Below are 22,022 nucleotides of genomic sequence, written 5' to 3'. Positions count from 1 at the left end.
GGGCTTTTTTGTGGCGTTGCTGTTGAGCAACGTCTTGGAATGAAATTGAAATTACGGCGCTTTCGGCCGTTTGCGGCGTCGGCGAAATTGGCTACAAGCGGCCTGAACTTGGGGAATCTCCGGACCGGCGTTGGGGTTGGGTCTGGCAGGGAATGATAAGGGCGCGTTGCGCGATGAAGTTTGGACTGCGACTCCGGGGGGGCTTGCTCGCGACCCTGATCTTGTTCGGCGCGCCGGTGGTTGCCCCGGTTGGGGCTGTTTTCGTGTCTTCGTCTGCGCTCGCCCAGACCGTGCAGTCGATTTCCGTCGAAGGGAATCGCCGCGTCGAGGTGGAGACGATCCGCTCCTATTTCAAGCCGGGTCCCGGCGGCCGGCTGGATCAGGCCGCCATCGACGACGGCCTCAAGGCGTTGATCGAGACCGGCCTGTTCCAGGACGTCAGGATCAACCGCGGTTCCGGCGGCCAGCTCATCGTCTCCGTGGTGGAAAACCCGGTGATCGGCCGTATCGCCTTCGAGGGCAACAAGAAGATCAAGGACGAGCAGCTCACTGCTGAAGTCCAGTCCAAGGCGCGCGGCACCTTCTCCCGCGCCATGGTGCAGTCGGACACGCTCCGTATCGCCGAAATCTATCGCCGCTCCGGCCGCTACGACGTGCGCGTCACGCCCGAGATCATCGAGCAGCCGAACAACCGCGTCGACCTGATCTTCACGGTCGAGGAGGGCGTCAAGACCGGCGTCCGGTCGATCGAGTTCGTCGGCAACAATGCCTTCTCGTCCTACCGCCTCCGCGACGTGATCAAGACGCGCGAGACGAATCTGCTGAGCTTCCTCGGCAGCGGTGACGTCTACGATCCCGACCGCGTCGAAGCCGATCGCGATCTGATCCGCCGATTCTACCTCAAGAACGGCTTCGCCGACGTGCAGGTCGTGGCGGCGCTGACCGAATACGATCCGGAGAAGAAGGGCTTCAACGTCACCTTCAAGATCGAGGAAGGTCAGCAATACCGCGTCGGCGCGGTGGATTTCCGCAGCAGCATTCCGAACTTCGATCCGAGCTCGATGCGCGCCTATTCGCGCCTCAATGTCGGCTCGCTCTACAACGTCGAATTGGTCGAGAAGTCGGTCGAGGAGATGCAGATCGAAGCCTCCCGCCGCGGCTATGCCTTTGCCGTGGTCCGGCCCGGCGGCGATCGCAACTTCGAAGCGCACACCGTGTCCGTCGTGTTCAACATCGACGAGGGCCCGCGCACCTATATCGAGCGCATCAACCTGCGCGGCAACACCCGCACGCGCGACTACGTGATCCGCCGCGAGTTCGACATCTCGGAAGGCGACGCCTACAACCGCGCGCTGGTCGACCGTGCCGAGCGGCGCCTGAAGAACCTCGACTATTTCAAGAGCGTGAAGATCACGACCGAGCCGGGCTCGTCGAGTGACCGCGTCATCCTGATCGTCGACATGGAAGAAAAGTCGACCGGCGACTTCTCGGTCTCGGGCGGTTACTCCACCACCGACGGCGCGCTGGCCGAAGTCTCGATCTCCGAGCGCAACCTGCTCGGTCGCGGCCTGTTCGCCAAGGCTGCGGTGACCTATGGCCAGTATGCGCGCGGCTACTCGCTGTCGTTCGTCGAGCCGTACCTGCTCGACTACCGCGTCGCGCTCGGCCTCGACCTCTATCAGCGTGAGCAGAAGTCCAACAGCTACATCTCCTACGGCACCAAGACGCTCGGCTTCTCGCCGCGCCTCGGCTTCTCCTTGCGTGAAGATCTCTCGCTCCAGGTGCGCTACTCGATCTATCGGCAGGAAATCACCCTGCCGGGCTACCTGGCGAACTGTAACAACGTGGTTGGTTCGGCGGCCTTCAATCCCAGCCCGGCCTTCTCTGCTGCCACCGGTATACCTCTGGATCCGTCCACCAACGGCCTCGGCTGCTACAACGATGGCGAAGCCTCGCTGCCGGTGCGCAAGGAGCTCGCCAACGGCAAGACGCTGACTTCGGCGCTCGGCTACACGCTGACCTACAACACGCTGGACAACAACAAGAACCCGACCGACGGTCTGCTCGTCGACTTCCGGCAGGACTTCGCCGGCGTCGGCGGCGACGTCTCCTATCTGAAGTCGGTCGTCGACGCGAAGTACTACACTCCGCTCGTGTCCGACATCGTCGGCCTCGTCCGCTTGCAAGGCGGCATGCTGAACAAGATCGGCACCGATCTGCGCATGCTCGACCACTTCCAGATGGGCCCGAACCTCGTCCGCGGCTTCGCCCCGAACGGCATCGGTCCGCGCGACTTGAACCCGTTCGGCACGCAGGATGCGCTCGGCGGCACCCAGTATTGGGGTGCTTCGTTCGAATTGCAGATGCCGTTCTGGTTCCTGCCCAAGGAAGTGGGTCTGAAGGGCGCGGTCTATGCCGACGCCGGCGGCCTCTACGACTACAAGGGACCGACGAGCTGGACCACCACCAACGAGGTCAATGCGCCGGGATGTATCCCGTCGAGCATCAATCCCTCGAGCACGGGGACCTGCACCGGTCTCGTCTATGACGACAGCAAGGTCGTTCGCTCGTCGGTCGGTGTCGGCGTGATCTGGCAGTCGCCGTTCGGACCGCTGCGCTTCGACTACGCCGTGCCGCTCAGCAAGGGCAAGTACGACCGCACGCAGGAATTCCGGTTCGGCGGCGGCACCACGTTCTAATTCGATCAGCACGGCACGATCCGGATCACCGGAACCGGTTTCGGAAAGGGATCGTGCCGATCCAGGACATGAGGCATGATGCGGCCTGACCGCTTCATGCCGAAGCCGGACCGCGACGGGGTGGAATGGCGCAGCCGATCTTCTTCACAAAGCCGCCTGCCGCAGCGTTGGCCGACATTGCCACGCTGACAAAGGCGCAGCTGGTCGACCCCGCGAGGGGCGGCCACGTCATCACAGGCCTTGCTTCGCTCGACGAAGCTGGCCCGATGCATCTGGCGTTCTTCGACAACCTCAAATACGCCGATCAGCTCAGGGCGACCAAGGCGGGGGCCTGTCTGGTCAGTCCGCGCTTCGAGGCCGAGGTGCCCGAACATGTGGCCGTGCTGCGGGTGGCGCAGCCATTCCGCGCCTTTGTCCGGATCGCGCGGGAATGGCACGCCGACGCGCTGCGGCCGCAATCCTGGGTCGGCAACGACGGTATCGCGCCATCGGCCATCATCGATCCCACGGCCCGGCTCGAGGACGGCGTGGTCGTCGACCCCCTGGCCGTGATCGGCCCGGACGTCGAGATCGGCAGCGGCACCGTGATCGGCGTCGGGGCGGTGATCGGCCCCGGCGTCAAGATCGGCCGGGATTGCAATGTCGGCGCCCGGACCGCTATCCAGTGCGCCCTGATCGGCAACAACGTGCTGATCCATCCCGGCTGCTCGATCGGCCAGGACGGCTACGGCTTCATCTTCTTCGGCCCGGAGGGCCATCTGAAGGTGCCGCAGACCGGGCGCGTGCTGATCCAGAACGACGTCGAGGTCGGGGCCAACACCACGATCGACCGCGGGTCCTTGCGTGACACCGTGATCGGCGAGGGGACCAAAATCGACAATCAGGTCCAGATCGGCCACAATGTGACGATCGGCCGGCACTGCCTGCTCGCGGCCCAGATCGGGCTCGCCGGCAGCCTGACCATCGGCGACAACGTGGCGCTCGGAGCGAAGGTTGGCATCAACAATCACCTCAAGATCGGCGACGGGGCGCAGGTGACGGCGATGAGCGCGGTCAAGGACGACATCCCGCCGGGCGGCCGCTGGGGCGGGCACTTCGCCAAGCCGACCAAGCAATGGTTCAAGGAGATCATCGCGGTTGAGCGGCTGGTACGCGACAGCAAGGCCGATCCGAAGGACGAGGGACGGGAATGACGGCGGAATCACCTGTTAAGTTCGAGCTGGTGGACATCAACGCGATCCTCCAGACACTGCCGCACCGCTTTCCGATGCTGCTGATCGACCGCGTGATCAACATCCGCGCCGATTACAGCGGCATCGGCATCAAGAACGTCACCTTCAACGAGCCGGCGTTCCAGGGACATTTCCCCGAGCGTCCGGTCTATCCCGGCGTCATGATGATCGAGGCGATGGCGCAGACCGCGGGCGTGATCGGCATCAAGTCGGTCGAGGGCACCGAGAAGCCGCGGGCGGTCTATTTCCTCACCATCGACAAGTGCAAGTTTCGCAAGCCGGTGCTGCCGGGCGATACGATCGAGTATCACATGCGCTCGCTCGGCCGCCGCAAGACCATGTGGTGGTTTCACGGCGATGCAAAGGTCAACGGTCAGGTCGTTGCCGAAGCCGACGTCGGCGCCATGTTGACCGATTGAGCGGCACTGGGCTCAGGTGCAATCGTAGCGGCCGCCGGCCGCCTCCCGCCTGATAGTCCGGTTGAAGAACTGGCCCATGGAGGGCGCGACGAGGAGGCGTTCGACCGTATCGGCCGTCACACCGCAATAGCGGTGATAGGCGCCGTTGCTCGCGACGATCAGGTCCTGCTGCGCGCGATCGTAACAGACCCGCTGAAGCACCGTGCTGCGGGTGATGTCCCGGCACTCGAATGTCCGGAGATCGACCAGGCGGTGTTCGCCGGTCTCGACCGCCTCCGACACGATCGGAGTATCCGCGAGCTGCGCCAGCAGAAGGATCAGGGCCCTGACCACGATCGTTGAAGCTCCGCATGAACCTGACGACGGGACGGGAAGGCCGCCTCATCCGGCACTTGAAACACGGCGAGATGATACGTCACTGGACAGATCGGGCATAGTCGCGCTAACCAGCCGAAAACCGAGCGACTTCAATACATAACCCGACCTTCTTGACGAGTAAGATTGGCTTGATGAGCAAGATTGATCCCACCGCGCGGATCGCGGACGGCGCCGTGATCGGCGAGGGCACCGAGATCGGACCCTATTGCATCATCGGCCCGAACGTCGTCATCGGCGCGAACTGCAAGCTGATCGGGCATGTGCACATCACGGCGCAAACCACGATCGGCGACGACTGCACCATCTATCCGTTCGCTTCGCTGGGCACGCCGCCGCAATCGCTCAGCTATCGTGGCGAGCTGACGCAGCTCAGGATCGGCGCGGGCTGTACCATCCGCGAATCCGTCACCATGAACGCGGGTACCGTCGCTGGCGGGGGCGTCACCTCGGTTGGCGACCGCGGCTATTTCATGAACTGCAGCCACGTCGGCCACGACTGCCATCTCGGCAACGACGTGATCTTCGCGACCTCGGCAACGCTCGGCGGCCATTGCGAGATCGGCGACTTCGTCTTCATCGGCGGGCTGTCCGCCGTGCATCAGTTCACCCGTATCGGACCGCAGGTCATGGTCGGCGGCGTGTGTGGCGTGCGCGACGACATCATTCCGTTCGGTCTCGTCAACGGCCAATATGCCGTGCTCGAAGGCCTCAATCTGATCGGCATGAAGCGTCGCAAGTTCACCAAGCAGCGGCTTGCCACCGTGCGTGCGTTCTACCAGAAGCTATTCCATGGCGCCGGCACCTTCGCCGAGCGGCTGGAGGCGGCGCGGCCGCTCGCGGGCGAGGACCCCGCGATCGCCGAAATCCTCGACTTCATTGGCAAGGGCAAGCGCCCGCTCTGTCTTCCCGCCATCGCGAAGTGATCTTGAAATGATCTTGGAGTGATCTTGGGATGGCCGCGGGCACGACATCGGCGGCTTTGCAGGTTTCGTCACCGGTCGGCATCGTCGCCGGGGGCGGAGCCATGCCGTTTGCGGTCGCCGAGTCGCTCGCCGCGCACGGCATCACGCCGGTGCTGTTTCCGCTACGCGGGGCCTGCGATCCCCAGCGGGTGGAGAAGTACCGGCATCGCTGGATCTCCGTCGGCCAGCTCGGACGCGCGATGCGGCTGTTCCGCGAGGAGGGCTGCCGCGACCTGATCTTCATCGGCACGTTGGTGCGGCCTTCGCTGTCCGAGATCCGGTTCGACTTCACGACGCTGCGCCTGCTCGGCAACGTCATCCGCGCCTTCCGTGGCGGCGACGATCATTTGCTGTCGGGTGTGGGCCGCATCCTCGAGCAGGACGGCTTCCGGATGGTCGGCATCAAGGACGTCGCGCCGGATCTCCTGATGCCCGAGGGCTGCATCAGCCGCGCCTGGCCGAGCGATGCCAGCAAGGCCGACATCGCACGCGGCCGGGCGGTGCTGACCGCGCTCGGCCCGTTCGACATCGGCCAGGCCGTGGTCGTGATCGATGGCCACGTGGTGGCGGTCGAGGACATCGAGGGCACCGACGCGCTGCTCGCCCGCGTCGCGAGGCTGCGCGAGGAGGGCCGCATCCGCGCCGCCACCGGACGCGGTGTGCTGGTGAAGGCGCCGAAGAGCGGCCAGGACCTGCGCTTCGACCTGCCGACGATCGGTCCGCGCACCATCGAGGGCGTCGCGGCTGCCGGCCTTGCCGGCATCGCCGTCATCGCGGGCAACACCATCGCCGCCGAGCCGCAGACGATGATCGCGCTTGCCGATGCCAAATATCTCTTCGTCATCGGCCTGCCCGCGTGATGTCGCGTGATCCCAAGCGGAAGATCTTCCTGATCGCGACGGAGGAGTCCGGCGACAGGCTCGGCAGCGCCTTGATGAAGGTGCTGCGCCAGCGCCTCGGCGACGGCGTGCAGTTCGTCGGCGTCGGCGGCCGCACTATGGCGCGCGAGGGCCTGGAATCGCTGTTTCCGATCGAGGAGCTCTCGATCGTCGGGTTTGCCGCGGTGGTGCAGCAATTGCCGAAGATCCTGCGGCTGATCCGGCAGACCGCCGACGCAGTGACCGAGGCCGCGCCCGACGTGCTCGTCATCATCGACAGCCCCGACTTCACCCATCGCGTCGCCCGCCGCGTGCGCGCGCGCAATCCCGCGATCCCGATCGTCGACTACGTCTCGCCGCAGCTCTGGGCATGGCGGCCAGGACGGGCGCGGACCATGCTCGGCTATGTCGACCACGTGCTCGGCCTGCTGCCGTTCGAGCCCGAGGAATACCGCAAGCTCGGCGGCCCGCCCTGCAGCTATGTCGGCCATCCCCTGATTGAGCAATTGGGCTCGCTGCGGCCGAGTGCGGAGGAGCAGGCGCGCCGCGACAGTGAGCCGCCGGTGCTGCTGGTGCTGCCCGGCAGCCGCCGCAGCGAGGTCAGGCATCATCTCGACGTGTTCGGCGCAACGCTCGGTCGCTTAAGGGGTGAGGGCTGTGCGTTCGAACTGATGCTGCCGACCATGCCGCATCTCGAAGCCACCATCCGCGAAGGCATCGCGAGCTGGCCGGTCAAGCCTCAGATCGTGATCGGCGAGAACGAGAGGCGTGCGGCCTTCCGCATCGCTCACGCCGCGCTGGCGAAATCCGGCACGGTGACGCTCGAGCTCGCGCTGTCGGGCATTCCGATGGTGACGGCCTATCGCGTCGGCGCGATCGAGGCGTTCATCCTGCGACGCGCGATCCGTGTCTCCTCGGTGATCCTTGCCAATCTCGTGATCGGCAAGGATGTCATTCCCGAGTATTTGCAGGAGGAATGCACGCCGGAGAAGCTGGCGCCGGCGCTTCGGGACGTGCTGACGGAGTCTCCGCTGCGCCGGCAGCAGGTCGAGGCCTTCGCCAGGCTCGATCAGATCATGTCGACCGGCAACACATCGCCGAGCGTGCTCGCCGCCGACATCGTGCTCGCAACGATGCGCCAGAGCCGGCGAACGAGCTAGGGTGTTTCAAAAAGGCTGCTTGAGCTGCCCCCTCCAAAGCGTGAGCTGCCCTCAAAGACCAGACGCCAAGAAACGCAACAGCGAAGGCGTGAGTTACGCTAAAGCGACGTGGATCACTCCTGTTGCGAAGGCAGACTAAAGTGAAACACCGCCCCCCGTGGTTCATTCGCACCAGTCCAAAGTCGTCCTCCGTGAGCCTCGATGATCGATTGGCAAATCGACAAGCCCATGCCGGTCCCGTCCGGCTTGGTGGTGTAGAAGGGCTCGAACAGGCGGTCAACGATTGCGACGTCAAGTCCAGGTCCGGTATCCCGTACGGCTACAACAACGCGATTTGAAGCATCCGCAGCCGTGCTGATCCGCATCTCTCGTCCGCCAACGTCGACGCAGTTCATTGCCTCGATCGCGTTGAGGATCAAATTGAGAACCACCTGTTGCAGCTGAACGCGATAGCCCTTCACGAGCGGCAAGCCCGGAGCGAGGTCGGTCTGGATCGAGACATCATGTTTGAGCAGCTCGCTACGGGCGATGGTGATCACGTCCAGGATTGCACCATTGACTTCGACGCTCTCCTTCGGCGCCGGAGCTTTCTTGATCAAGGAACGGATCCAACTGATAATCTCGCCGCCTCGCTTGGCTTCTGCGACAATGGATACGAGCGCCTGCTGTGCCTTTTCGAAATTCGGAGATTGTGTTCCTAGCCAGTTCAGTGCGGCCTCTGCGTCGCAGAGCACCGCGGTGATTGGTTGGCTTAGTTCGTGTGTCACCGAAGCCGTGACCTGGCCCATTGCCGCCGCGCGATTGGCGTGTGTTAGTTCAGCCTGCATCTCGCGGAACGTCTCGGCGGTTCGCTTGCGTTCGGTGATGTCGCGGCTCAGACAAATGATTCGTGACTGTCCGACTTCGCAGAACTCGCGCATACGAACTTCGACGGGAAACACAGTGCCATCCTTTCGGCAATAGCGCCTCTCGAGCGTAGCGATGCCGCCGGCCTTGAGACGCTCGCGGTTGCGACGCCAAGTCGCTTCATCCATCTCCAGATCGAACAAGGCCGCAGTTGCCCCAACCAGTTCGGTCCGGCTGTAGCCGAGACTTTCGCAGGCATTCCGATTCACATCGAGAACGTGACCATCTTCACTGTGCAGCATGAACGTATCGGTCGCGTGGTCCACGAAGGTACGAAAACGGGCCTCGCTCTCGATCAGCGCCTGTTCGGCGCGCTTGCGCTCCGTGATGTGGCGCCCCACACCTCGGTAACCCACGAAGTTCCCTGTCTTGTCAAAGATGGGCAGACCAGAGACGGAAATATAGCGCTTGCCGCCGTCGGGCATCGGCCGCGCGAGCTCGAAATCGCGAAACGGGAGGTGAGCGTCGAGTATCTCCCGGTGTTTGCGCCAGCCATCTGCGTCAGGTTCGAGATACGGGACCTCCCATCGCGTCCTGCCGATCTCGGAGACCGGCGGCTCGGGAAGCGTCTCGGCGAACTCTTGGCGGATGAAGCGATGCTCCGCGTCCGTTTCCCAGTACACATCGAAGGAGAATTGCACCAGCGTGCGAAAGCGCTCCTCGCTCTCGCGCAGTGCCTCCTCGGGGCGCTTGCACTCATTCGAATCGAGGGCGACCGACGGCACTTCAATCGCATGTTGCATGATCATCTCTTGCTCACGCGTGATGGATCAATCGACAGATTTCTCGTGCCGGATCGCGTCCCCCCGGAGCCGATCAAGATCGATCGGGAATATGCCTTTGGCGACTATACTCCCGTATACAGGGCTTCTCTATAGCGACGTGGCTGTGACGACCCCGAGCCGAAACAACGCGAGCTAAAACCCGGTTCCATCAACGTATGCGTGTGAGGTGGGCCCTGTTTCTGTCTCGCGGGTGGCCGACGCTCATTTGCAAAGTAACGACGCGGCCGACATGGACGGGAGGGCAAGGACGTTCGTGGTGAGCTCTTAACCAGTGTTTCTGACCGCCTCAGCCAGAATGGCGTAAAGCTGCTGCCGGCTGAATTCCTTTGGCAGCTCCCTCTCTGCTGTACTCGGCGACACCCTCCGCGCGATGGGACGGGCGCAGGCGGCCGACGACGGCCTCAGCTTCGGGGCCGGCCTTATCTGGGGCTGCGCTGTGGGCGGCTTGTGGCCGCGCTTCAGGCCCAGACGGTTCAGCATACCGCATACCGCGTTACGACTGCAGCCGAGATGACGCGCAATCTGCGCCGCGCTCTGTCCCGCGGACCAGAGCCTTTTGAGAAGCGCTATGTCTTTCGCATCCCAGCCCATGAGAGATAGTATAATGGCGACTGCCAGACACCGGCTAGTCTAGTCTTCGTCCGGCTCGCGCACGACCGCCGGTTCGTCGGCATCATCTTGCTCATCCTCGTCTTCGTCCTCCTCGTCTTCGTCCTCCTCGTCTTCATCCTCCTCGTCTTCATCAGGATCCCTGGGTGGCATCACGATGCGCATCCGCATGAGCAGTTTCCTGGCTGTGGTGGAAAATGCTTCGGAGGTGTGTTGCTTCATGGCATTGTGCTCCTCGAAAATTTGCGCAGTCGCCAGATTCTTGGCCGGCATATGCCGGTGTCGGGGCGCGACCGCCGCAAACGCGATGCAGGTCGGGTAGACTGCACGATCAACGGGCGGCGGGCCATGCAACAGGCAGCGTTTTCGGCTACTTGATGCCCGAGGACCCATTGGGCTCTATGTTCACCAAAACCTCGCCGGCAGCGATTTCAGGAACTCCAAGTTCGAGGTCCGGTAGACTGGCTTGAACAAATGCCAGTATCTTGGCGTTCGCTGCGTTGGCGCTTTCGCGGTCGTCAAATATCATCACCGCGATACCGACACCGTCGCCCGCATCCAGCACATGGTAAGATTTGAATCCCTGCGATTGTCTTAGGATCTCACCAACGCCGCTCTTGGCGCGACGAGCGGCGTCCGCGACCGAACGAACCTTGCTGTACTTGCGAATGACCATGTACATGGGGCCACCCACGCGCCATACGCTCCTGCGCATCAAAGCATTTCGGTCCCGCTCGGACTAGTGCCAACTTCCGGGATGGGCCACAGCGTCCGGCTGGCGGACCGCAACGCGCCTGTCCAATGAGCCGTCCTCGCCCGAAGCGGCGAGGTGCTGAGGCTCAGGAGCCCTCGAACTTGAACGATACGTTGAGCTTGGCGCGATAGGCCTCAACTTTTCCCTTGTCATCCAGTTGCATATCGAGCTTGACGACCTCTGCAATGCGGAGATCTCGGAGAGATTTAGCAGCTTGCTCGACTGCGTTAGCGGCCGCCTTCTCCCATGAGTCGCTGCTGGTACCGACCAGTTCAATGACCTTGTAGACGCTATCGGGCATGTTCGTCCTCCCAATCGCTAGGAGCAGGAAGTCTAGCACTGGGATCTCGACGCTGATACATCTCGGGATGCCGCGGAAAGGGTCCGATTGGCTGTCACTTTCCTGTTCGACCCAAAAGAAGAACTCGGGTCGTCCTGTCGGAAATTATGTTCGCATTTTCAGCCCGAACGAACGCGGACAGGTATCTTCTTCGCGCTCTCCGGCTTCCGAGTATAATTTTGCGCGCCTAAGTCGTCATTGCCGCCAAGGTTCCGATCCATGAAGCGATGGCACCGCGTAAGCATCAGCAGCTTGGTGATTGCCCTGAGTCTGGTGTGTGCCGGGGCCCTGGTGGTCAATCAATCGCACGTGCCATCGGAAGCCATAGCGTCATCGGTCACACGTACTCCGGAGCTTATTGAGCGTGCGTGGCACCTGCCTGTGGCAGCAACATTTGAACGACACGTTGATTGGCAGTCAAATGGCTCTCGCTGCGGACCTGCCGCTGTTGCAAACGCGTATCGGTCCCTTGGCGAGGCGGCAAGGACGGAAGGCAAGGTGTTGGCCGGGACGTGGAGTTGCTGGACAGGCGTATGCATCATGGGGCTCACGCTTGACGAACTGGCCAACGTCGCCCAGTCCAACACCAGCCGGAAAGTTACTGTCTTGCGCGATCTCAGCGAAAACGAGTTTCTGGAGCATCTCCGTCGCTCCAACGATCCGCGGCGACGCTACATCGTGAATTTCGATCGCGCTCATATTTTTGGTGCTGGTAGTGGACACCATTCCCCAATTGGGGGCTATTTCGAAGCCGAAGACCTCGTTTTCGTGCTCGATGTCAATTTCGATTTCCAGCCGTGGCTAGTCGAACGGAAGCGGCTGTTCGACGCTGTAAATACGTTTGACGGCGATAAGAAGAGGGGACTGCTGTTCATAGAGTAACATCCCGCTCTAGGTCGCACCGTGTCCCTTAGCCGGATAATTTGAGGCAGCTTGGATGTCGGCTATCGGCGGTGGACAGAACGCGGAGGCCGTCCTTGCCTCGACTGGCGCTTGTGCGCCCTATGACGGCCCGCCACTTGCCCCCGGGGTCTCGCTCCACGCGTACACTGAGCGCGACATACTGACCCCGGGAGGACATTTGGGCGGCAACCAGGCGGACGACACGCTAACCCGGGACGGCATGCGACCCGTGAATTGGCCACTTCCGGCGCCCGCGCAACTCGCCGTAGACGCAGAGCAGGCCGAGTGTTCTATTTCGGAGTGCCGGTCTGGCCACCCGAACCCGTGGTCTGCTCACTTCCCGGTCGGCCCGGAGGATGCGCCGAAGCGGCCGGCTTGTCTTGATCGGCCACGTATCCGGACTCTCCGGAGTTGCGGGTCTTGATCCCTTTGTCCGCATCGCGCTGCATCTGCTCGTTGGGCTGGCCAGCCTTGAGCTCCCGGTCCACGTCGCGCTTCATCTCCTCCTTGGTTTGCTCACTGGGTGCGGCCTTTTGCTGTTGGGCCGTTGCTTGGAAGCTCATTGCGCTTCCGGCAACTACAATCAATGCGAGAATTGCTGTTCGCATGCTTCTCCTCCACGGCTTGCTCCGGCCCCTAAACGCGCGAACCTCCCAAGGTTTCCTAGTTCCAATCACTATTGTCGAACGTCACGTAGGGCCAAGGAAAGGGCACTCGAACGGTCTTATGCGCACCGGCCTAGGCGAGTCCGCCATCAACCCTGAAACACTGGCTGGTGATGCGCTGGCTTTCGTCGGAGGCGAGGAACAGTGCCATATTGGCAATGTCTTCGGGCGTTACCGCATCGGGCACCGCCTGGCGCGAGCGTATCTCGGCGATGACCCGATCGTCCGGATACCACAGCCTGCGCTGGCGCTCGGTGATGACCATGCCCGGCGCGATCGCGTTGACGCGAATGCGGTCGGGACCGACGGAGCGCGCCAGCGAGTTGGTGAAGCCGACGATCGCCGCTTTCGCCGCGGCGTAGACCGGCAGTGCCGGCGCGCCGCGCATCCAGGCGATCGACGACATGTTGATGATCGAGCCGCCGCCGCGCGCCTGCATCTGTGGCACCACCGCTTGCGCCGCGAAGAAGACGTGCTTGAGATTGACGCCGATCATCCAGTCGAACTCGGACGGCGTGACCTCGGCGAGAGCCTGGCGCTGATCGTTGGCGGCGTTGTTGACGAGAACGGCGGCGTCGCCAAGCGAGCGGCGGGCCTCTGCCATCGCGCTGCGCAGGGCATCGATGTCGAGGAGATCGCAGGGCACGAACAGCGGCGCGGGCCCGGACGAGGCCGCTATTTCCCGCACCAGGGCTTCGCCGGCGTCCTTATCGATGTCGAAGCAGGCGACCCGGGCGCCTTGGCCCGCGAAGGCCCGGACGAAGGCGGCGCCGATGCCGCTGGCGCCTCCGGTGATCAGCACCACGCTACCGGCTAGGCTGGAATAGGTCGTCTTCGTCATGCGATCAGGCGCTCCGTCTCGGGGTCGAACAGGCAAATGCGGCGGGTGTCGAGCGCGAAGGCGGCGGACGTGCCGGGCGCGGGGCGGATATCCGGCGAGACTCGTGCCATCGCGGGCTCGCCGCCGAGCCGCAGGAGCACCATCGTCTCGGCGCCGGTGGGCTCGACCAGCTCCACCGGCGCCTCGACGAGGACAGGCGCTTCGCTGGAAAACGTGCGGCTCCCCTCAGCGATGCATTCCGGCCTGATTCCGAACACCACCTTGCGCCCGACAAAGGGTGCTGCGGCGTCATACCCCGTAAGGCGCAGACGAAGCTCGTCGGGCCGTCCCGCGCCGATCACGACGACCGGACCGTCATTTTCGGCCTCGAGCCGCGCCGGCATGGTGTTCATCGGCGGCGAGCCCATGAAGCGTGCGACGAACAGATTGGCGGGATAGCGGTACACGGTGTCGGGATCGGCGAATTGCTGCACGCTGCCCTGATGCATCACGGCGATCCGCGTCGCCATCGTCATCGCCTCGATCTGGTCGTGGGTGACATAGATGATGGTGGCGCCGATGCGCTGATGCAGGCGCTTGATCTCCATCCGCATCTCGACGCGCAGCTTGGCATCGAGATTGGAGAGCGGTTCGTCGAACAGGAAGAGCAGGGGATTGCGCACCAGCGCGCGTCCCATCGCCACGCGCTGGCGCTGGCCGCCGGACAATTGCGAGGGCTTGCGGCCGAGCAGCGGCTCGATCTGGAGCAGTTTTGCGACATTGCCGACCGCAGCGTCCTGCTCTGCTTTGGGAACGTGACGGCATTCCATGCCGAAGGTGATGTTCTGGCGCACGGTCATCGAGGGATAGAGCGCGTAGGATTGGAACACCATGGCGATGTCGCGGTCCTTCGGCGCGACGTCATTGACGACGCGGCCGCCGATTTCGATCGTTCCCGCGCTCGGGCGGTCGAGCCCGGCGACGATGTTGAGCAGGGTGGACTTGCCGCAGCCGGACGGGCCGACCAGCACGGTGAACTCGCCGCTCTCGATGTCGAGCGCGATGTCCTTCAGCACCTCCAGATTGGCGTAACGCTTGGACAGGGCGCGAATGCTCAGTGCTGCCATGACAACTCCATCATTTCACGGCCCCGGCAGTCAGGCCGCGGACGAAGTACTTGCCGCCGAGCAGGTAGATCAACAGCGTGGGCAGCGCGGCGATGATCACCGCTGCGCTCTGCACGCCATGCTGCGGGATATCCGCGACGGCGGCGGACAGCGCGATAAGCGCTGCGGTGACGGGCTGCTGCTGGCCGGTGGTGAACGTCACGCCATAGAGGAACTCGTTCCAGATATGGGTGAACTGCCAGATCACCGTGACGATCAGGATGGGACCTGAGAGCGGCAGGATGATGCGCCAGAAGATGCGGAAGAAGCCGGCGCCGTCGATGCGGGCGGCCCTGATCAGTTCATGGGGAATGGCGACATAATAATTCCGGCAGAACAGCGTGGTGAATGAGAGCCCCTGAATGGTGTGAATCAGCACGAGGCCGGTCAGGGTGTTGATGAGGCCGACGTCCCGCAGCACGATGGTCCAGGGCAACAGGCGCATCTGCTGGGGGAGGAACAGGCCCAGCGTCACGATGCCGTAGATCCAGTTGTCGCCGCGAAAACGCCAGAGCGACACGGCGTAACCGGCGATTGCGCCGAGCAGGGTGGAGAAGATCGTGGCGGGAATCGTGACCAGCGCGGAGTTCAGCATGTAGGGCCGGATGCCGGCGCAGGTCTCGGCGACACAGAAGCCGCTCCAGGCTGCGGCGTAGTTGCTCCAGGCCAGATGCTGCGGCCAGCCGATCATCGATCCCTGCGCGATCTCCTCGTTGGTCCGCAGCGAGTTCAGCACCACGACCACGAGCGGCGCGAGCCAGGCCGCGGCGATCAAGAAGACGGCGAGATAGATCAGGATCCGGGTCGGTGCGAAGCTGCGGTCAGGCATGGGCGCCTCGCCGTCGCTGGATGTATCGCCACGCCGCGTAGGGCAGCAGCACCGCGAGAAGAATGAGCAACATCAGCACGGCCGCCGCCGCGCCGCGGCCGAGCAGGCTGCGCTGGAACATCAGGTCGTAGACGACGAGTGCCGGCAGCTGGGTCGCGATTCCCGGTCCGCCGTTGGTGAGCGCGCGCACGAGGTCGAAGGTCGAGATCGCGAACTGCAACTGGATCACCACGACGGTGACCGTGATCGGCCACAGCGACGGCAGGATGATACGCCGGTAGGTTCGGACCGGTCCCGCGCCGTCGATCTGCGCGGCCTTGATGATGTCGGGATCGACCGAGCGAAGGCCGGCAAGGAACAGCGCCATGGAAAAGCCGCAGGATTGCCAGATCGCGGCGATGACAATGGTCCAGATCGCCATGTCGCGGTCGATCAGCCAGTCGAACTTAAAGGAGGTCCAGCCGAGGTCGTGCACCAGCTTCTGGATCCCGAGACCGGGATTGAGCAGCCAGCTCCAGACCGTGCCGGTGACCACGAAGGACACCGCCAGGGGATAGAGGAAGATGGAGCGCAGCACGTTCTCGCCACGAATGCGCTGATCGAGCAGGATCGCGAGGATGAGGCCGGTCGCTGCGCTCAGCAGCACGAAAGCGCTGCCGAACAGCAGCAAATTGTCGAAGGCGATTTGCCAGTTGCGCGATGCCGTGACCGCCGTGTAGTTGCGCAAGCCGACCCAGCCCGCAACGGGAACGAGGGTGGACGGCGTGAACGAGATCCAAATCGTCCAGAGCGAAAACGAGACGAGGTGCGCCGCCGACAGCAGCAGCGGCACCCAGATCGTCAGATATTCGGGCAGCCGGCGCACCCATTCGGGAAGCGCCGGCCGGCCCGGTCTCATCGTGGCGGCATTGCTCAACGCGCGCCCTCGACGGCCTCGGCGAGGCGGGTGGCCGCCTGCTCCGGCTTGATCGTCTTGTTCTTCACGTACTCCGTGATTACGTCGATCATCGCCGCGGTCATTCCGTTTTCCTGCGCCATGTTGTGCGCCATGCTGAGGACGGCCTGATTGCTGGCGATGGCCTCCTTCAAGGCCTTCGAGGTTGTTCGTTGCCCCTCCGACCAGCCTTCGCCTGTTAGATCGACGTCAGTGCGCACGGGGATGGAGCCGGTGATCTGCGAGTACATGGTCTGGATCGCCGGATCCATGACGAGCTGAGCCATCAGGGTCTGGCCGGCTTGCAGGTCCGCCTCCTTGCGCTGCCAGAAGATGAAGGCGTCGGCATTCAACAGGAAGACCGGCTTGCCGTTGTCGCTCGGGCCTGGCGCAATCATGAAGTCCTCGAGCTTGAAGCCGGCATTGCGCAATACGCCCTGCGCCCATCCGCCCATGATCATCATGCCCATGTCGCCGTCGATGAAGCGCTTCAGGTTGGTCGAGAAATGCTGGGCGCCGACGTTGGGGTCCATCCAGTCGGCGATCTTGCGCACCTGGGCGAACGCGGCCTTGATCTCCGGACCCTCGAGGGCCTTCTTCTCGAGATTCATGATGGCCGCGCGATAGGCGAGCGGACTGATGCCCGCGAGAGCCGCCTCGAATTTCTGTCCGTCGTCCGGGCGGGTGCCGCCATTGGCGATAGGAGAGGCGACTCCGCCCGCCTTCATCTTTTCGGCGAGGTCGTTGAAGTCGGCCCAGGTGACGGGGACCTTGTCCGCCTTCGCCTTGTCCATCGCGCGCTTGGACAGGAAGAGCATGTTGGTGCTGTAGATCTGTAGCGGCAGCGCAATCCATTTGCCGCCGGGCTTGTGCAGCTTTGCAAGGTCCGGAGCGACGACCTTCTCGTAGCCGGCGGCCGCGACGAGGGCATCGAGATTGACGGTGGGCGCAATCTTCGACCAGGCCGCAATCTCGGGCCCCTTGAGCTGCGAGCAAGCCGGCGGATCGCCGGCCATGATCTGCGCGCGCAGCTTGTTCATCATCTCGGTGGTGAAGCCGGGGACGGGCGAGTGCTGCCAAACGCCGCCCTTCTCCTCGAATTTCTTGCCGAGCGCCGTAATGGCCGCCCCGTCGCTGCCCGCCGACCATTGCGAGATCGCGGTCAGTCGCGGCTTGGCCGCGCCTTGCGCGCGGGCAAGGTGCGGAAATGCGAGCGCGGCAGCGGAGCCAGCGAGCAGACGACGCCTTGTTGTTGTGATCGGCATGGCAGTTCCTCCCGGTGTGAAATCTTTCGCGCTTTATAGGCCGTTTGGGCTCAGCGCATGTCAGGCCGCCTCCGTCGATGCCGCGGGCATGCCGCCACGGCTGGCGAGACAAAAGGCGGCGAAGGCGAGCGCAGCCTGCGGATCGTTGCCGGTCGACGGCGGCACGAAGGCGAGGGAGACCTGCGCCAGTTTGCGTCCGCCCAGCAGGCAGGCGTCGATGCCATCGACCAGTGCTTGCCGATCCTCTTCAGCGAGAAGCGACGGCCAGCCGCTGATCGCAACGCCGCCGCACGGCTTGACGTTCAGCGTATTGCCGATCGCAAGGCCGAGCCGGAACAGCCGACGGCGCAAATCCTGCCGCACGCGCGATGAGATCGGGACCGTGTTGACCCATTCGTTGCCGAGCTGGAGCAGCTCGGTCTCGGAAACGCCGAGAAGCGCAGCCAGCGCGGGAATCGACGTATAGGCCTCGACGCAGCCGTGATGTCCGCAGCGGCAGCGCGGTCCGTCAGGCCCGAACACCATGTGGCCGAGCTCGATCGGCTGCAGAGCATCGGTCTCGGCCGGATCATCCATCCAGGCGCCGGCGACGCCGTGGCTGACGAGCACGAACAGATGCGTGTCGTTGAACGGGTAGTTTTCCGTGCGGCAGCGGTGAAAGGTGGCATGCGCGACGACCGAATTGGTGAATTCGAGCGGCACGCCGGCGAACATCTCGCCGAACATGTCGCTGATGCGAGCGACGTCGCAGGGAATGATCGGATTGGCCGATATGCTGAGACGGCCGAGGCCGGGAATCGAGACGCCGATCTGCGAGAGGGTGATCCGGCGGCGCCGCGTCCAGTCGCGCAACAACGTCATCGCTTCGCGAAATGCCCGGCCGACGGTCTCGACGTCAGGCGTCTTCGGGAGCGGCACACGCTCGGTGTAGTGCAGCTCACCCGACAGGCCGCCGACCCCGACGCTGAGCCGCTGCGTCGTCAGCTCGAAGGCTGCCAGCGCCACCGCGCCGTCCAGCGACACGAGACCGGTCGGGCCGCCGACGTAAGGGGCAGGGCGCCGCACTTCCTCGATCAGGCCTTCGGCCTTCAGGTCAAGCAGGATGCGCGACAGGCTCGCTTCCGACAGACGCACGGCCTTCGCCAGCGGCGGACGAAACGAGCCGCCCGACTGAAGCAGATGAGTCAAAATGGCAGCGCGCGTCTGCCGCCGACTTCTCGGCTGCTCCGGCATTTCCATCCCTGTCGTCATTCTTACTTAGAGTAAGAATGCGCGCGGAGCATTTCGGCTGTCAAGGCGCTTGCCGCCGTGAGCATGGACTTGTTGTTGTGCGCGGCAGCACGAGGAAAGTGCGGGCGCAAAACAAAACGGCGCCATCTTGCGATGGCGCCGCTGCGAAAGCGTGATGGCCTGACGTTAGCGCTTGTCGATCGGCACGTAATCGCGCTTGGCGACGCCGGTGTAGAGCTGGCGCGGGCGGCCGATCTTCTGCTGGGGATCCTCGATCATCTCGCTCCACTGGCTGATCCAGCCGACGGTGCGGGCGACCGCGAACAGCACGGTGAACATCGAGACCGGGAAGCCCATCGCCTTCAGCGTGATGCCCGAATAGAAGTCCACGTTCGGGTAGAGCTTGCGGTCGATGAAGTACTGGTCGCTGAGCGCGATCTTCTCGAGCTCCATCGCCACCTTCAGCATCGGATCGTCGCCATGGCCGGTCTCCTTGAGCACGGCATGACACATCTTCTGCATGATCTTGGCGCGCGGATCGTAGTTCTTGTAGACCCGGTGGCCGAAGCCCATCAGGCGGACTTCGGAATTCTTGTCCTTCACCTTGGCGATGAACTCGGGGATCTTGTCGACCGTGCCGATCTGATAGAGCATGTTCAGCGCGGCTTCGTTGGCGCCGCCATGGGCCGGGCCCCAGAGGCAGGCGATGCCGGCCGCGATGCAGGCGAACGGGTTGGCGCCCGAGGAGCCGGCGATGCGCACCGTCGAGGTCGAGGCGTTCTGCTCGTGGTCGGCGTGCAGGATGAAGATCTTCTCCAGCGCGTCGGCGAGCACCGGGCTGACCTTGTAGTCTTCGCAAGGCACCGCGAAGCACATGTTCAGGAAGTTCTCGGCAAAGCCGAGCGAGTTCTTCGGATAAACGAAGGGCTGGCCGACGGTGTATTTGTAGGCCATCGCAGCCAGCGTCGGGATCTTCGCGATCATGCGCATCGAGGCGATCATGCGCTGCTTCGGATCGTTGATGTCGGTGCTATCGTGATAGAACGCGGCCAGCGCGCCGACGGCCGCGACCATGATCGCCATCGGATGGGCGTCGCGGCGGAAGCCCTGGAAGAAACGGGCCATCTGCTCGTGCACCATCGTGTGATGGGTCACGCGGTAGTCGAAATCCTTCTTCTGCGCGGCGGTCGGCAGGTTGCCGTAGAGCAGGAGGTAGCAGGTCTCCAGGAAGTCGCCATGCTCGGCGAGCTGCTCGATCGGGTAGCCGCGGTATTCCAGCACGCCCGCGTCGCCGTCGATATAGGTGATCTTGGACTGGCAGCTCGCGGTCGAGGTAAAGCCCGGATCGTAGGTGAACAGGCCGGACTGGCCGTAGAGCTTGCCGATATCGATGACGTCAGGCCCGACGCTGCCGCTGAGGATCGGAAGATCGAAATTCTTGTTTCCGACCGTCAGCGTCGCGGTCTTTGGGCTTTCTTTTGCGTCCATCAGAGGTCCCCGATGTGTGGTGAGACGGGCCGGAGCCGGAGACCCCCAGGGCGACCATGGGGGCAGGCCGGATGTTCCAGAATGTGGGGGAGATGGGTATATTATTGCTATGTGCGCTGCAAGATCGCCGCACGCATGGTCGACTTACGTCGTAGACTGATCCCTAAGCCGGCCGAGGCTTTCCTGGCGTCCAAGCACCTCCAAAACCTCAAATATACCAGGGGACGTCGTCCGTCCGGTGAGCGCCGCCCGAAGCGGCTGGGCGACCGCGCCGAGCTTGAGACTATTTTCCTCGGCAAAGGCGCGCAGCGCGGCCTCGGTGGTGGCGCCGCTCCACGTCTCGACTTTCTCCAGCGCGGAATGTAGCTGGCCGATCAGCTTGCGGTTCTCGGGCGTCAACAGCGCCTGCGCCTTGGGATCCGGCGCCAGCGGCCGGTCGGCGAAGATGAAATGGGCGCCGTCGATCAGCTCGATCAATGTCTTGGCGCGCTCCTTGAGCGCCGGCATGGCCTTGAGCAGCTGCGCGCGCGTGGTGTCGTTTAACTTGGCCTTGATCTCGTCGCGGCTCGGCACGACGTGGTCGAGCACGTCCTCGAACATCTTCACGAGCGATTGATCGTCGGCGTGGCGGATGTAGTGGCCGTTGAGGTTTTCCAGCTTGGCGAAATCGAAGCGGGCGGCGGCGCGGCCGACGCTGCCGAGATCGAACGCGTCGATCATCTCCTCGGTCGAGAAGATCTCCTGGTCGCCGTGGCTCCAGCCGAGCCGGACCAGGTAGTTGCGCAGCGCAGCCGGCAGGTACCCCATCGCGCGGTAGGCATCGACGCCGAGCGCGCCGTGCCGCTTGGAGAGTTTCGAGCCGTCCGGGCCGTGGATCAGCGGGATATGGGACATGCTGGGCAGCTCCCAGCCCATCGCATCGTAGATCTGCTTCTGGCGGGCGGCGTTGATCAGGTGGTCGTCGCCGCGGATCACATGGGTGACGCCCATGTCGTGGTCGTCGACCACCACGGCGAGCATGTAGGTCGGGTTGCCGTCGCCGCGCAGCAGGACGAGATCGTCGAGGTTCTCGTTCTGCCAGACCACGCGGCCCTGGACCTGGTCCTCGATCACGGTCTCGCCGGTCTGCGGCGCGCGCAGGCGGATGGTGGGCTTGACGTGGCTCGGCGCCGTGGCCGCGTCGCGGTCGCGCCACATGCCGTCATAGAGGCGGGTGCGCCCCTCGCTGCGCGCCTTCTCGCGCATGGCGGCGAGCTCTTCGGCGGTGGCGTAGCAACGGTAGGCCTTGCCATCGGCGAGCAGCTGCTCGGCGACCTCGCGGTGCCGGGCGGCGCGGGCGAACTGGTAGATGACCTCGCCGTCCCAGCCGAGCTCGAGCCACTTCAACCCGTCGAGGATGGCGCCGATCGCCGCTTCCGTGGAGCGTTCCCGGTCGGTGTCCTCGATCCGCAGCAGCATCTTGCCGCCGTGCTTCTTGGCATAGAGCCAGTTGAACAGCGCCGTGCGGGCGCCCCCGATATGGAGGAAGCCGGTCGGCGAGGGAGCGAAGCGCGTGACGACGGAATCGGACATTCTTGGCAGGGCCTATGCATTGGAGGCG

Annotated in this window: 22 protein-coding genes; 7 read left to right on the top strand and 15 right to left on the bottom strand. The window is 63.8% G+C overall.

Annotated elements, in window-relative coordinates:
- Window positions 1-173 precede the first annotated feature (173 nt).
- The 3 genes from bamA to fabZ all read left to right on the top strand — a co-directional run bounded on the left by bamA (window position 174) and on the right by fabZ (window position 4,350).
- Entirely contained in the window at window positions 174-2,699 is a 2,526-nt protein-coding gene (gene bamA, locus I6F28_RS12720; protein ID WP_036010019.1) for an outer membrane protein assembly factor BamA, read from the top strand.
- 125 nt (window positions 2,700-2,824) lie between these two features.
- Entirely contained in the window at window positions 2,825-3,892 is a 1,068-nt protein-coding gene (gene lpxD, locus I6F28_RS12715) for a UDP-3-O-(3-hydroxymyristoyl)glucosamine N-acyltransferase (RefSeq protein WP_036010017.1), read from the top strand.
- Complete coding sequence (gene fabZ, locus I6F28_RS12710) at window positions 3,889-4,350, top strand: 3-hydroxyacyl-ACP dehydratase FabZ (RefSeq protein WP_036010015.1); 462 nt, start codon at window positions 3,889-3,891, stop codon at window positions 4,348-4,350. The genes lpxD and fabZ overlap by 4 nt, the downstream gene beginning before the upstream one ends.
- Window positions 4,351-4,362: 12 nt before the next feature.
- Here the strand turns inward: fabZ and I6F28_RS12705 are convergent, their stop codons facing one another.
- Window positions 4,363-4,683 carry a KTSC domain-containing protein gene (locus I6F28_RS12705; protein ID WP_225140032.1) on the bottom strand — a complete coding sequence of 107 codons (321 nt, stop codon included), beginning with the start codon at window positions 4,681-4,683 and terminating at the stop codon, window positions 4,363-4,365.
- Window positions 4,684-4,859: 176 nt separating this feature from the next.
- On the opposite strand from I6F28_RS12705, the gene lpxA reads away from it, so the two are divergent.
- The 3 genes from lpxA to lpxB are packed head-to-tail and all read left to right on the top strand — an operon-like array spanning window position 4,860 to window position 7,728.
- Window positions 4,860-5,651: an acyl-ACP--UDP-N-acetylglucosamine O-acyltransferase gene (gene lpxA / locus I6F28_RS12700; RefSeq protein WP_036025239.1), complete on the top strand. Its 792-nt coding sequence runs from the start codon at window positions 4,860-4,862 to the stop codon at window positions 5,649-5,651.
- Window positions 5,652-5,680: 29 nt separating this feature from the next.
- On the top strand, window positions 5,681-6,550 hold the full coding sequence (gene lpxI / locus I6F28_RS12695) for an LpxI family protein (protein WP_036025237.1): 870 nt from the start codon (window positions 5,681-5,683) through the stop codon (window positions 6,548-6,550).
- Complete coding sequence (lpxB, locus tag I6F28_RS12690) at window positions 6,550-7,728, top strand: lipid-A-disaccharide synthase (RefSeq protein ID WP_225140031.1); 1,179 nt, start codon at window positions 6,550-6,552, stop codon at window positions 7,726-7,728. Before lpxI ends, lpxB begins: the two co-directional genes overlap by 1 nt.
- A gap of 113 nt (window positions 7,729-7,841) precedes the next feature.
- On the opposite strand, the gene I6F28_RS12685 is transcribed toward lpxB, so the two are convergent.
- From I6F28_RS12685 to I6F28_RS12665, 5 genes are all read right to left on the bottom strand, one after another.
- Window positions 7,842-9,377 carry a PAS domain S-box protein gene (locus I6F28_RS12685; RefSeq protein ID WP_225140030.1) on the bottom strand — a complete coding sequence of 512 codons (1,536 nt, stop codon included), beginning with the start codon at window positions 9,375-9,377 and terminating at the stop codon, window positions 7,842-7,844.
- A 306-nt stretch (window positions 9,378-9,683) separates the two neighbouring features.
- The gene (locus I6F28_RS12680) at window positions 9,684-10,010 is read right to left on the bottom strand and encodes a GcrA family cell cycle regulator (RefSeq protein WP_036010004.1); all 327 of its coding nucleotides are present in this window, start codon (window positions 10,008-10,010) and stop codon (window positions 9,684-9,686) included.
- Between the two features lie 39 nt (window positions 10,011-10,049).
- On the bottom strand, window positions 10,050-10,301 hold the full coding sequence (locus I6F28_RS12675) for a hypothetical protein (RefSeq protein ID WP_225140029.1): 252 nt from the start codon (window positions 10,299-10,301) through the stop codon (window positions 10,050-10,052).
- A 97-nt stretch (window positions 10,302-10,398) separates the two neighbouring features.
- On the bottom strand, window positions 10,399-10,710 hold the full coding sequence (locus tag I6F28_RS12670) for a hypothetical protein (RefSeq protein ID WP_036009997.1): 312 nt from the start codon (window positions 10,708-10,710) through the stop codon (window positions 10,399-10,401).
- A 157-nt stretch (window positions 10,711-10,867) separates the two neighbouring features.
- Entirely contained in the window at window positions 10,868-11,083 is a 216-nt protein-coding gene (locus tag I6F28_RS12665; protein WP_035699963.1) for a dodecin family protein, read from the bottom strand.
- 258 nt (window positions 11,084-11,341) lie between these two features.
- Here I6F28_RS12665 and I6F28_RS12660 point away from each other — a divergent pair, with 258 nt between their 5' ends.
- Window positions 11,342-12,004: a phytochelatin synthase family protein gene (locus I6F28_RS12660; RefSeq protein WP_057030485.1), complete on the top strand. Its 663-nt coding sequence runs from the start codon at window positions 11,342-11,344 to the stop codon at window positions 12,002-12,004.
- A gap of 311 nt (window positions 12,005-12,315) precedes the next feature.
- Here the strand turns inward: I6F28_RS12660 and I6F28_RS12655 are convergent, their stop codons facing one another.
- The 9 genes from I6F28_RS12655 to gltX all read right to left on the bottom strand — a co-directional run bounded on the left by I6F28_RS12655 (window position 12,316) and on the right by gltX (window position 21,994).
- Window positions 12,316-12,633 carry a hypothetical protein gene (locus tag I6F28_RS12655; protein ID WP_156447357.1) on the bottom strand — a complete coding sequence of 106 codons (318 nt, stop codon included), beginning with the start codon at window positions 12,631-12,633 and terminating at the stop codon, window positions 12,316-12,318.
- A gap of 130 nt (window positions 12,634-12,763) precedes the next feature.
- Window positions 12,764-13,531 carry an SDR family NAD(P)-dependent oxidoreductase gene (locus I6F28_RS12650; protein WP_225140028.1) on the bottom strand — a complete coding sequence of 256 codons (768 nt, stop codon included), beginning with the start codon at window positions 13,529-13,531 and terminating at the stop codon, window positions 12,764-12,766.
- On the bottom strand, window positions 13,528-14,637 hold the full coding sequence (locus I6F28_RS12645) for an ABC transporter ATP-binding protein (protein WP_225140027.1): 1,110 nt from the start codon (window positions 14,635-14,637) through the stop codon (window positions 13,528-13,530). Before I6F28_RS12645 ends, I6F28_RS12650 begins: the two co-directional genes overlap by 4 nt.
- Window positions 14,638-14,647: 10 nt before the next feature.
- Window positions 14,648-15,505, bottom strand: a complete 858-nt coding sequence (locus tag I6F28_RS12640) for a carbohydrate ABC transporter permease (protein ID WP_036010046.1) — start codon at window positions 15,503-15,505, stop codon at window positions 14,648-14,650.
- Window positions 15,498-16,403, bottom strand: a complete 906-nt coding sequence (locus I6F28_RS12635; RefSeq protein ID WP_370143401.1) for a carbohydrate ABC transporter permease — start codon at window positions 16,401-16,403, stop codon at window positions 15,498-15,500. The genes I6F28_RS12640 and I6F28_RS12635 overlap by 8 nt, the downstream gene beginning before the upstream one ends.
- Window positions 16,404-16,417: 14 nt before the next feature.
- Window positions 16,418-17,704 (bottom strand): ABC transporter substrate-binding protein, encoded by a 1,287-nt coding sequence (locus tag I6F28_RS12630; protein WP_225140025.1) that lies wholly within the window; start codon window positions 17,702-17,704, stop codon window positions 16,418-16,420.
- A 60-nt stretch (window positions 17,705-17,764) separates the two neighbouring features.
- Complete coding sequence (locus tag I6F28_RS12625) at window positions 17,765-18,943, bottom strand: ROK family transcriptional regulator (RefSeq protein ID WP_193375100.1); 1,179 nt, start codon at window positions 18,941-18,943, stop codon at window positions 17,765-17,767.
- A 177-nt stretch (window positions 18,944-19,120) separates the two neighbouring features.
- A complete protein-coding gene (gene gltA / locus I6F28_RS12620; RefSeq protein WP_036009984.1) occupies window positions 19,121-20,422 on the bottom strand; it encodes a citrate synthase in 1,302 nt (433 codons plus the stop codon).
- Window positions 20,423-20,566: 144 nt separating this feature from the next.
- On the bottom strand, window positions 20,567-21,994 hold the full coding sequence (gene gltX, locus I6F28_RS12615; RefSeq protein ID WP_225125209.1) for a glutamate--tRNA ligase: 1,428 nt from the start codon (window positions 21,992-21,994) through the stop codon (window positions 20,567-20,569).
- Between the last annotated feature and the right edge of the window lie 28 nt (window positions 21,995-22,022).

The organism is Bradyrhizobium sp. NBAIM14, assembly GCF_020193895.1.
Lineage (GTDB): Bacteria > Pseudomonadota > Alphaproteobacteria > Rhizobiales > Xanthobacteraceae > Bradyrhizobium > Bradyrhizobium yuanmingense.
The sequence above is the reverse complement of the archived record's forward strand: the minus strand, read 5'-3'. Positions and strand labels throughout refer to the sequence as shown.

Excerpts from the sequence above, each read along its gene's own strand:
- bamA (WP_036010019.1), top strand. The coding sequence starts at position 174 with ATGAAGTTTGGACTGCGACTCCGGGGGGGCTTGCTCGCGACCCTGATC.
- lpxD (WP_036010017.1), top strand. The coding sequence starts at position 2,825 with ATGGCGCAGCCGATCTTCTTCACAAAGCCGCCTGCCGCAGCGTTGGCC.
- fabZ (WP_036010015.1), top strand. The coding sequence starts at position 3,889 with ATGACGGCGGAATCACCTGTTAAGTTCGAGCTGGTGGACATCAACGCG.
- lpxA (WP_036025239.1), top strand. The coding sequence starts at position 4,860 with ATGAGCAAGATTGATCCCACCGCGCGGATCGCGGACGGCGCCGTGATC.
- lpxI (WP_036025237.1), top strand. The coding sequence starts at position 5,681 with ATGGCCGCGGGCACGACATCGGCGGCTTTGCAGGTTTCGTCACCGGTC.
- lpxB (WP_225140031.1), top strand. The coding sequence starts at position 6,550 with ATGTCGCGTGATCCCAAGCGGAAGATCTTCCTGATCGCGACGGAGGAG.
- I6F28_RS12685 (WP_225140030.1), bottom strand. The coding sequence starts at position 9,377 with ATGCAACATGCGATTGAAGTGCCGTCGGTCGCCCTCGATTCGAATGAG.
- I6F28_RS12680 (WP_036010004.1), bottom strand. The coding sequence starts at position 10,010 with ATGGGCTGGGATGCGAAAGACATAGCGCTTCTCAAAAGGCTCTGGTCC.
- I6F28_RS12675 (WP_225140029.1), bottom strand. The coding sequence starts at position 10,301 with ATGCCGGCCAAGAATCTGGCGACTGCGCAAATTTTCGAGGAGCACAAT.
- I6F28_RS12670 (WP_036009997.1), bottom strand. The coding sequence starts at position 10,710 with ATGTACATGGTCATTCGCAAGTACAGCAAGGTTCGTTCGGTCGCGGAC.
- I6F28_RS12665 (WP_035699963.1), bottom strand. The coding sequence starts at position 11,083 with ATGCCCGATAGCGTCTACAAGGTCATTGAACTGGTCGGTACCAGCAGC.
- I6F28_RS12660 (WP_057030485.1), top strand. The coding sequence starts at position 11,342 with ATGAAGCGATGGCACCGCGTAAGCATCAGCAGCTTGGTGATTGCCCTG.
- I6F28_RS12655 (WP_156447357.1), bottom strand. The coding sequence starts at position 12,633 with ATGCGAACAGCAATTCTCGCATTGATTGTAGTTGCCGGAAGCGCAATG.
- I6F28_RS12650 (WP_225140028.1), bottom strand. The coding sequence starts at position 13,531 with ATGACGAAGACGACCTATTCCAGCCTAGCCGGTAGCGTGGTGCTGATC.
- I6F28_RS12645 (WP_225140027.1), bottom strand. The coding sequence starts at position 14,637 with ATGGCAGCACTGAGCATTCGCGCCCTGTCCAAGCGTTACGCCAATCTG.
- I6F28_RS12640 (WP_036010046.1), bottom strand. The coding sequence starts at position 15,505 with ATGCCTGACCGCAGCTTCGCACCGACCCGGATCCTGATCTATCTCGCC.
- I6F28_RS12635 (WP_370143401.1), bottom strand. The coding sequence starts at position 16,403 with ATGAGACCGGGCCGGCCGGCGCTTCCCGAATGGGTGCGCCGGCTGCCC.
- I6F28_RS12630 (WP_225140025.1), bottom strand. The coding sequence starts at position 17,704 with ATGCCGATCACAACAACAAGGCGTCGTCTGCTCGCTGGCTCCGCTGCC.
- I6F28_RS12625 (WP_193375100.1), bottom strand. The coding sequence starts at position 18,943 with ATGGAAATGCCGGAGCAGCCGAGAAGTCGGCGGCAGACGCGCGCTGCC.
- gltA (WP_036009984.1), bottom strand. The coding sequence starts at position 20,422 with ATGGACGCAAAAGAAAGCCCAAAGACCGCGACGCTGACGGTCGGAAAC.
- gltX (WP_225125209.1), bottom strand. The coding sequence starts at position 21,994 with ATGTCCGATTCCGTCGTCACGCGCTTCGCTCCCTCGCCGACCGGCTTC.